At 43.7% G+C, this 8,889-nt stretch carries 6 protein-coding genes and 1 tRNA gene; 3 read left to right on the top strand and 4 right to left on the bottom strand.

Going from position 1 to position 8,889, the window contains the following annotated elements; genetic code table 11:
* Positions 1-2,260 (top strand): FdhF/YdeP family oxidoreductase (locus B9J84_RS01990; RefSeq protein ID WP_094123420.1); only part of this gene is annotated, 2,260 nt, incomplete at its 5' end.
* Between the two features lie 52 nt (positions 2,261-2,312).
* Here the strand turns inward: B9J84_RS01990 and B9J84_RS01985 are convergent.
* From B9J84_RS01985 to B9J84_RS01975, 3 genes are all read right to left on the bottom strand, one after another.
* Positions 2,313-2,389: transfer RNA gene (locus tag B9J84_RS01985), tRNA-Pro, on the bottom strand.
* 62 nt (positions 2,390-2,451) lie between these two features.
* Entirely contained in the window at positions 2,452-4,257 is a 1,806-nt protein-coding gene (locus B9J84_RS01980) for a DUF3413 domain-containing protein (protein WP_017049110.1), read from the bottom strand.
* A gap of 24 nt (positions 4,258-4,281) precedes the next feature.
* Positions 4,282-4,506 (bottom strand): YejL family protein, encoded by a 225-nt coding sequence (locus B9J84_RS01975; RefSeq protein ID WP_013856392.1) that lies wholly within the window; start codon positions 4,504-4,506, stop codon positions 4,282-4,284.
* Between the two features lie 84 nt (positions 4,507-4,590).
* Here B9J84_RS01975 and yejK point away from each other — a divergent pair, with 84 nt between their 5' ends.
* Complete coding sequence (gene yejK, locus B9J84_RS01970) at positions 4,591-5,592, top strand: nucleoid-associated protein YejK (protein WP_094123419.1); 1,002 nt, start codon at positions 4,591-4,593, stop codon at positions 5,590-5,592.
* A 173-nt stretch (positions 5,593-5,765) separates the two neighbouring features.
* The gene (locus B9J84_RS01965; protein ID WP_094123418.1) at positions 5,766-6,962 is read left to right on the top strand and encodes an Hpt domain-containing protein; all 1,197 of its coding nucleotides are present in this window, start codon (positions 5,766-5,768) and stop codon (positions 6,960-6,962) included.
* A gap of 110 nt (positions 6,963-7,072) precedes the next feature.
* Here the strand turns inward: B9J84_RS01965 and nhaC are convergent, their stop codons facing one another.
* Positions 7,073-8,509 (bottom strand): Na+/H+ antiporter NhaC, encoded by a 1,437-nt coding sequence (gene nhaC / locus B9J84_RS01960; protein WP_017048541.1) that lies wholly within the window; start codon positions 8,507-8,509, stop codon positions 7,073-7,075.
* Between the last annotated feature and the right edge of the window lie 380 nt (positions 8,510-8,889).

Here is an 8,889-nt window from a genome sequence, read left to right as displayed (position 1 = left end):
AAGCACCGCGCATCATCTATTGAAAAGTCATAATGTTGCCAAAAATATTTCCAATCTTTTAAAAACCAACCAAGACCATGGTTTTGACTGTCCGGGCTGTGCTTGGGGTGAAAAACATGTCCCAGGGCGTTTTCGTTTTTGCGAAAATGGCGCTAAGGCCGTCAACTGGGAAGCCACTTCTCGACGCGTTGGGGCGGATTTCTTTAGGCAATATTCGGTCACTTGGCTCAATAAGCAGAGCGACTATTTTCTCGAATCTCAAGGGCGTTTAGCGGAACCAATGCGCTATAACGCTCAAACGGATCACTATGAGCCAATCTGCTGGGATGAGGCGTTTGCACTGGTTGCACAACACCTCAATCAACTCGCTAGTCCAAATCAGGCGGAATTTTATACATCAGGCCGCGCGAGTAATGAAGCTGCATTTCTATACCAGTTGTTTGCGCGCCGGTTTGGTACCAATAATTTTCCTGATTGCTCAAACATGTGCCATGAAGCTACGAGCGTCGCCTTGGTTCGCTCGATTGGCATTGGTAAGGGAACTGTGACTATTGAGGATTTTGAAGAATCCGATGCGATTCTTTTATTTGGACAAAACCCAGGAACGAATCACCCTCGTATGTTGGAAACACTGGCGTCAGCCTATAAGCGTGGCGCTCGGGTTGTTGCGTTTAATAATTTAAAAGAGCGAGGATTGGAGCGTTTTACTAACCCGCAAAATCCTTTTGAAATGTTAAGCAATGGTTCAACACCGACCACTAGCCATTATTTCACTCCTAAATTAGGCGGAGACATGGCGGCGGTTCGTGGCTTGGTGAAAATTCTTCTGGCTCGTCATCAGCAAGCACAGACCCGTGGTGAAGCGATATTCGACCTTGATTTCATTGCCCAGCATACCGAAGGGATGGAGTCTTATTTACCCATGGTACAGGCTACGCCGTGGTCAAGTATTATTGAACAATCTGGGCTCACGCAACAAGATCTAGAGCTGGTGGCAGATATTTACCAAGGCGCTAAACGCGTGATCGTAACTTGGGCAATGGGGGTGACTCAGCATAAGCATTCGGTGGCAACCATACAAGAGTTGGTCAATCTACAATTACTGTTTGGTCAAATTGGTAAGGATGGTTCTGGGGTATGTCCTGTCCGTGGCCACTCAAATGTGCAAGGTGACCGCACGGTTGGAATTAATGAAAAACCGCCTGAATTTCTACTCGACAATATTGAAAAAGTACTGGGCTTTACGCCACCAAAAGCGCATGGCCATAATGTAGTTAATGCTATTGAGGCGATGCTACGGGGTGAAAGTAGAGTCTTTATCGGTTTAGGAGGAAACTTCGTTGCTGCTGCGCCCGATACCGAGCGTGTCGCACAAGCAATGAAAAACTGTAATTTGACCGTAAACATTGCGACTAAACTGAATCGGAGCCATGTCAACCCGGGCAAGGATGCGTTGATCCTGCCTTGTTTAGGTCGGACAGATATTGATATTCAGGCTCAGGGGCCACAGAAAATTACCGTTGAAGACTCATTCTCCATGGTTCATGCCTCTTCTGGGCGAATTGATGTTACAGGAGAGATGATGCGCTCAGAGCCTGCCATTATCGCAGGAATGGCAAAAGCGACCTTAGGGGAGGGAAATCCAATCGATTGGCAATCCATGGCCGATAATTACGATAACATTCGAGATTTGATTGAAAAGATTATCCCAGGATTTGCCAATTTTAATCAGCGGCTCAAAGGGCCTGGCGGTTTTTATCTTGGTAATTCAGCACGTGAATTTAATTGGAAAACGCCCACAGGAAAAGCGCAGATAAGCAGCAATGCACTTCCTGAATCTATCGTTCCGCTCAAAACTCAGCAGATGACCAAGAAACCGATTTTTGTGTTGCAGACGATGCGTTCGCACGATCAGTACAACACCACGGTTTACGGTTTGGATGATCGTTACCGAGGTGTATTTGGCGAACGTAATGTCATCTTCATGAATGAAAAAGATATTGAGCAGCTGCAATTAAAAGCGGGTGAACGAGTCGATATTGAGACACTGTGGGATGATGGTATTAAACGTGAAATTTTGGGCTTCAAAGTGGTCGCCTATGTAATTCCTCAAGGGAATGTAGCGGCCTATTTCCCTGAGGCAAATGCACTCATTCCATTGAGCAGTAAAGGGGACTTTAGTGATACCCCGACATCAAAATCTATTGCTGTTGTCATTTACCCAACCAAAGTTGCGCCACTGTTAGTTCAAACAGACTAAAAATCAGATACTAAAGCAAAAAAGAGAGCCGAAGCTCTCTTTTTTAGGTGTATGGTCGGACTGAGAGGATTTGAACCTCCGACCCCCGACACCCCATGACGGTGCGCTACCAAGCTGCGCTACAGTCCGATTGGCGTAATCTAATCATTTATCCCTTTAGCGTCAAGAGATAATCTTGCTAACGACCTGATTTAATTATCTTTGGCGTAAAATCTCTGCAATTCAGTTAAGCCTTGCATTAGTACAGGTAACGCTGGGCTAGAGTCTTTCTGACGTTGATAGTTTTCATCAAACAGCTTGAAGTTGCCAAATTTATCAATGAGAGTCGTTTGGGTATCGGTAATCAAAGCTAATTCACGGGCATCACCGGCTAAAATCCACTTCCTTTTGTTTTCATCAAACAAGTTTCTACCACTGCTAAATTCAATAGGGTTGGATGAAGCACCTAACAGATCCTGTAAAAGCGTGACTGAAAAATCTAAGTGACTTGAACGGTGTGAGTATTCCCCTGCCATTTTTCCAGGCCAATGGATGATCATCGGCACTTGTAACTGGTATCGGCTGTAATTGCTGTTAGCACCCCAGCTGTTGGTTTTTGTCTCGTTAAACTCCGCGCCATGATTTGAGGTGATCACAATCAGCGTATTGTCTTGCAATTGTAATTCGTCAATCTTAGTGAGCAGCAGGCCTATTTCTTGGTCGGCTGCATTGACCGAGTTATTGTAACCAGCACGCAGGCGATCGCTGGCACTACCTTTACTTGACCGAGGGTCAAAGTCATTAAAGTTGTCAACGGTCGTCAACTCCAAATAGCTGAACCAGGGTTGTTCGGTTTGCTCGGATACCCATTTATGCCAGCGTTGTATAGTTTGGTTATCTGTGCTCGATTCTTGATCAAAAGGAGCTTTAGAGACCGTTAAAGTGCGGAAAATCGTCTCTTCGTATAAGGTGTCGTCAAAATTATCGCCACTAAAGAGGCCAAACTGATAATTCTGTTTTTTCAATACATCTATCAGTATCGGAGGGGTACCTTGTGAACGAATGGCGTTGGCATAACTACTTGGCAATCCATAAAATAAGCCAAAGATCCCAAACATGTCATTACTCGAGCTGTAATGATTATTAAACTTCAAATTTTCTGTCGCAAATTGGTAAGTGTTGGGCATGATTTCAGCTGTCAGCACATCACTTCTTAAATTATTGACACTCACTAGCAAAATATTGAGATTATTTGCTCTGCGGCCAAATTGAAGAGGCTCAAGAGGATAACGAACAATGTTAAGGTTCTCTTCATTATCCTTCAAACGCTTTAAGTACACATCACGATCAAATAGACCGTGTTTTTCCATGAACGATTTTGCCGTCATTGGATACGAGAGCGGGAAGTTTGATTTTTGGCTGGTCACTGATGTTTCTAAATACGCATCAGACCAAACGTAAATAAGGTGGCTGGTAATAAAACTAATGAAAAATACCGCCGCGATGGGCCGGCCAACGTGTTTATGCGATAGTTTTCGCTGCTTACGCCAAACCCACTCCGAAAGCCCAAGTTGTAAGAGGAAAATGAGCGGCATGACCACAAACAGATGCTGTAAGTCGGCGGTGATAGCGCTGGTCTCATCGCTAAAAAGCAGTTCCCATACAATCGGTGTTAAGTGCAGGTTGATTGCTTGATAAGCTTGGGTATCGATTAATAAGAGTGTGAGTCCTAACGTTGCAAAACAGACCGCCACGAAGCGAAATAGTTTGCGCGACGGAATGATGAATGTCAGAGGGAATAAAACCAGCAGATAGAGTGCAAAGACCAAAAATCCAAAATGGCCGACCCAAGACACAGCTAAATAAAACTGCCCCAACAAGGTTTCAGGCCATGGTGATTGTACGATATATCGAGTACCAATAAGCATTGCTGCAATGATATTGAAGAAAGCAAACCAATGCCCCCAACCAACCAACCGTGATACGCGTTCACCGTATGTATTTTCGCTATCTGCCATGTGATTTTCTATCTATGCATTCTATTAGTGAGTAGTAGTTTCTAAAGACGACATCAATGCCTGAGCAAATTTTTCCGCAATCGCCTTACGCTGTGAAGCGGCAACGTTTTGGTTTAAGACATTCGTTGCAATGTTTCCCGCAATCATGAGAGTAAGCTCAGGGGAAGCACTATGTTTAGCGAGGATGGCAGCAACTTCTGTCAGGATATTTTCAATTCTTTCGTCGCTGTATTTAGATGTAATAGGCATAAAGACTCTAATGATGATAGTAAAAGCGGCTTATGATAACCTACAATGCCTTACAACTGAAACCAGAACGATGATAATTTCACTATGAGTCTTCACCTTTCCAACGTGATTTTGCACCAATTAAGCAAAAACGAGCAAGATGAGTTGGTGGTTAAATACCGCTCTCAATCTTTAGATAATGATACGTCTGCCGAAAATTTAGTGGCTGAGTTGCATCGCGTGTTTAATTCGAAAGCGAGCAAAGGTTTTGGTTCGTTTAAGTCGGACAGTGATTTTCAAACTTGGTTGCAAGAACTTCGTCAAGGTGAGCGTGATTTTTACGATTTTTCACAAATCAGTGCTCAACAGCTGAAAGATGAATTATCAAAGTATCCGTTTGCTGATGAAGGGATCTTAGTGATGGCCGAATATCAGTCATTGGCTACCGATTACCTATTTATTGGGCTTTTACCTCTCAACCAAAGTTTGAAAGTAACAGAGGGGCTCGACATTAGCGCGACAGATTATCTTGATATCAACAAAATGGATATCGCAGCGCGTCTTGACCTCTCAAGTTTTGAAACGGACAAAAACTCAAACCGCTACCTTGCCTATATCAAAGGTCGCGTTGGTCGAAAAGTGTCGGATTTCTTTCTTGATTTTCTGCAAGCCGATGTCGGGTTAGATACCAAAGTGCAAAATCAAGTACTGATGCAAGCGGTACAGGATTTTTGCACGGATTCTAAGCTAGAAAAAGATGAAGCGATCGGTTACAAGAAGCAGGTTTACGATTACTGCAATGAGCAAATTAAAGCCGGTGAAGAGGTTCATATTCGTGAGTTGTCTGGTGAATTACCTGCTAGCCAAGACGGCACGGGTTTTTTCGAATATACGCAGGCACATGGCTATGAACTGGAAGAGAGCTTTCCTGGTGATCGTTCTACCGTGCGTAAACTGACCAAGTTTGTCGGTGCAGGGGGCGGTTTGAATGTGAGCTTTGATAGCTTGTTATTGGGAGAGCGTATTTTTTATGATCCTGAAAGCGACACGTTAACCATCAAAGGCACGCCACCGAATTTAAGAGAACAGTTAACGCGCCAGCGTTAATCGTTTACCACTAAGAGAGCTTGATATGGCTCTCTTTTTTGTCTTTTCTCCCGATGTACAACTCAGCACGGTCCAAACTTTAGGTTTATGCTTGTATTAATTACAAGTACAAATTGGTAATCACAGTGTTTGGGCAAAAGAAATCAAAACGATTCAGCGTGAGATCGTATGGAGTGATTCTGTTTGGTTGGTTAATCTCCGTTGGTCTTGTGTTTTGGCAAAGCCATTTAAGCTACCAAGCCATGCATGCGGTGAAAGAGTTACATTACAGTGTTGAAGAACTTAAAAGTTCACTCTATTTTAAAGAGCCTTATCGTTCGACGCGAGCGAATGATATCGCGCTGAATGTGCAGCTACTCTATTCACTTAGGCTACAGCTGGAAGTTGAGCACCGAGATTTTTCATGGCGACCAGATATTCAGCAATTGCTCCATGTGACTGATCGCTATATCACACTGACCAAATCGTATTTGTCGATTGAGCTTAACATTCAACCCTTGGTTGAACGCCTACAAGTGCTGCGCGATAATCCCACTAATTCAGAACAACTCAAGCAAATGTATGTGGTGTTAGGCGCTTATGTATTTGAAGCGATGTTCAGTGACACTGAGCAAAATCCGGGGATCTATCGAGCATTAGATAAACTCTATGTGGATGGGCAATCTTTACCAGCCATTCAGAAAAAAGAGTTAGAGCAGACATTAGCACAAGCGTCTGATTTACTGAATCAATACGCCCAAGGTGCACGTTTGGTCGACAATTTAATCAATCACTCTATTTACAATCAGCTTATCCATGTTGAAAACCAATACCATCGTCTTTTAAACATCTATGCTTATCTTGTCTCGGGGTTAAGTGGTGGTGTTATGCTATTGCTGGGTTGGTTGATGTTTCGGTCATCAGTTTTAACTCGTTCTCATGTTAATAAAGTTCCCAGTGCTGCGAAAGAGGATGCGTCATCTGAGATGAATCCTAGCCGTGTTTTGTCTACAGAAGAACCACAGGTGGAAACATCGGATCTTTCTGATGATTTGGCCATCGATATTGAATCCATGCTCATAACTCTCAATGACGATGTTGAGTCTGTCACTCTGCTGTTGAGCGTATTTATACAAGATCATCAGCATGATGCCACTGAATTGAAAAGATTGGTGCATTCTGATTTGGAGGCCGCTCAGCGCCGAGCACACAGCCTGAAAGGCGTCGCGGGCAATCTTGGTTGCCGTTCACTCAAGCAGATAGCGTCAGAAATAGAGTTGCGACTTAGCCAGAAGCAACGACCTACGGAGAAGCAATTGGGGTTATTAACAACGCAATTAGCGGCCGCTATAGCCAGTGCGCAACACTACCTTGATCAAAGAAAACGATAAGCCAGTTCTATCGTATCAGCTTTAAATGGCGATTCTGCTTGTAGTAAAAAAGAGCTCAGTTGAGCTCTTTTTTACTGGTTTTTTAGTTCAATGACTTTTGCAATACCCTGCTAGGCTGACTGTTGGTTGAGAACCGGTGCTTGTTCAGCACTGTCTGCTGGTGCAGTAGGTTCACATTTATCAACAAACCAACCCATGTAAGAGGTAAAAATGGTCACCAAAATACAGACAAAGCTTAGCCACATAAAGGGGGCATATGAGAGCGTTGCAACGCCTAGAATGCTCGCCATGTAGATGCCATTATCGCTCCATGGCACCATACCGGAGGTGAGCGTGCCACCAAATTCAGCGTTACGTGATAGGTTCTTACGCTGATAGCCTAAACGGTCATAGTTCTTGGCACAGATTTTAGGGGTCAGGATGAGTGAAACATACATAGCTGAGCCAAAAACGTTGCCCATAAATGCAGTACCAATGGTACTGGTTGCCAGTGAACCTGCGCTTGTCACGCGGCGCTCAAACAGTTTTGCGATGGTTTCAAGCACACCCACTTTATCCAGCAATCCACCAAACCCGAGACCAAAGACAATCACGGCAACAGAACCAAGCATAGAGGACATGCCGCCTCGGTTTAAGATTGAGTCAATGAAGCCAACGCCAGATTCAATATTGTAAGGTGCCCATGCGGTATTGAAAGCTTGCAAGAAGTCTACGTCTTGGATCATCACAGCCCAAATGATGCCCAGCAAAGAACCAAAGCTAATTACAGGAAACGAAGGCATTCTCATCGCAAGCAAGCCAAGTACAATCAGCACTGGCACAAAAGAGTATGGGGTAATGTAAAACTGCTGTTCCATCGCCTCAATCACGCTTTGTACTTGAGACATGTCTACGTTACCCGCATAGTGGAAACCAAATAAGGTAAACATGATACCCGTGATCACGTAGCTGATAAGCGCTATCGGCAGCATACCTTTAATGTGCTCCATCACTTCAACGTTAGACATCGAAGACGCCAGAATAACGGAATCAGATAATGGCGACATTTTGTCACCAAAGTAACAACCTGAAAGTACTGCGCCAGCGGTGATTGGTGCTGGAACGCCAAGACCCTGACCAATCCCCATCATGGCAATCCCCGCGGTACCAGCTGCACCCCATGAGGTTCCAGTTGCTAAAGCGGTGAGAGAACAGATGATCATCGTTGCAAGAAGGAAAATAGAAGGATGGATTGCTTGAAGACCGTAGTAAATGATGGTCGGCACGATCCCGCCGGAGATCCAAGTACCAACTAATGCGCCAACAGCTAAAAGTATCAACACGGCACCTAAACCATTAGAAATACCATTCAGTGCTGCTTTTTCTAATTCTTTATATTGGTGACCTAAACGAACACCGAGCACAATAATGATGAACCAGCCAATGTATAAGGCCAGTTGGATAGGGAGATCGAGTTGAGCTGTAAACGAAAACGCGAGTAACAAAAACAAGCCTAGAGCAATAATTACTTGAATTAAGCTAGGTAGGCGTTGAGGGGCTTGCGTCATAAAAGAGCCTCTTGTCAGATTTATGATCTAAGGACAGAACGGTGCCCTTATTGAGTTCGATCGCACTTTACAATAGTTAGCATAATATATCGACATCAAACACCTCGGATGTGATTTATGTCGTTCAAGTGGTTAATCTTCGATGTTAAATGTTGATAATAGTTAAATTTAATGGTTAGAAATGTTTTGTAGTGTGGGCTTTTTGTGTAACAAGAACGTGATTATTTAGCGTTTAGTTGATTATTGAATGCTGAATCATAGTGCGGTTGAGTGATTTTTAGGCTTAAATGTGTTTTTTACAAAACTGGCTACGCAGAAAGAAAAAGTTACCACTTTTACTAAGAAAGTCTTGAGATTTTATGCTGAACCACTTATAGATG

This window comes from Vibrio sp. V03_P4A6T147 (assembly GCF_002241085.1).
In the GTDB taxonomy this organism is placed as follows: domain Bacteria; phylum Pseudomonadota; class Gammaproteobacteria; order Enterobacterales; family Vibrionaceae; genus Vibrio; species Vibrio anguillarum.
The sequence above is the reverse complement of the archived record's forward strand: the minus strand, read 5'-3'. Positions and strand labels throughout refer to the sequence as shown.

Excerpts from the sequence above, each read along its gene's own strand:
- B9J84_RS01980 (WP_017049110.1), bottom strand. The coding sequence starts at position 4,257 with ATGGCAGATAGCGAAAATACATACGGTGAACGCGTATCACGGTTGGTT.
- B9J84_RS01975 (WP_013856392.1), bottom strand. The coding sequence starts at position 4,506 with ATGCCTATTACATCTAAATACAGCGACGAAAGAATTGAAAATATCCTG.
- yejK (WP_094123419.1), top strand. The coding sequence starts at position 4,591 with ATGAGTCTTCACCTTTCCAACGTGATTTTGCACCAATTAAGCAAAAAC.
- nhaC (WP_017048541.1), bottom strand. The coding sequence starts at position 8,509 with ATGACGCAAGCCCCTCAACGCCTACCTAGCTTAATTCAAGTAATTATT.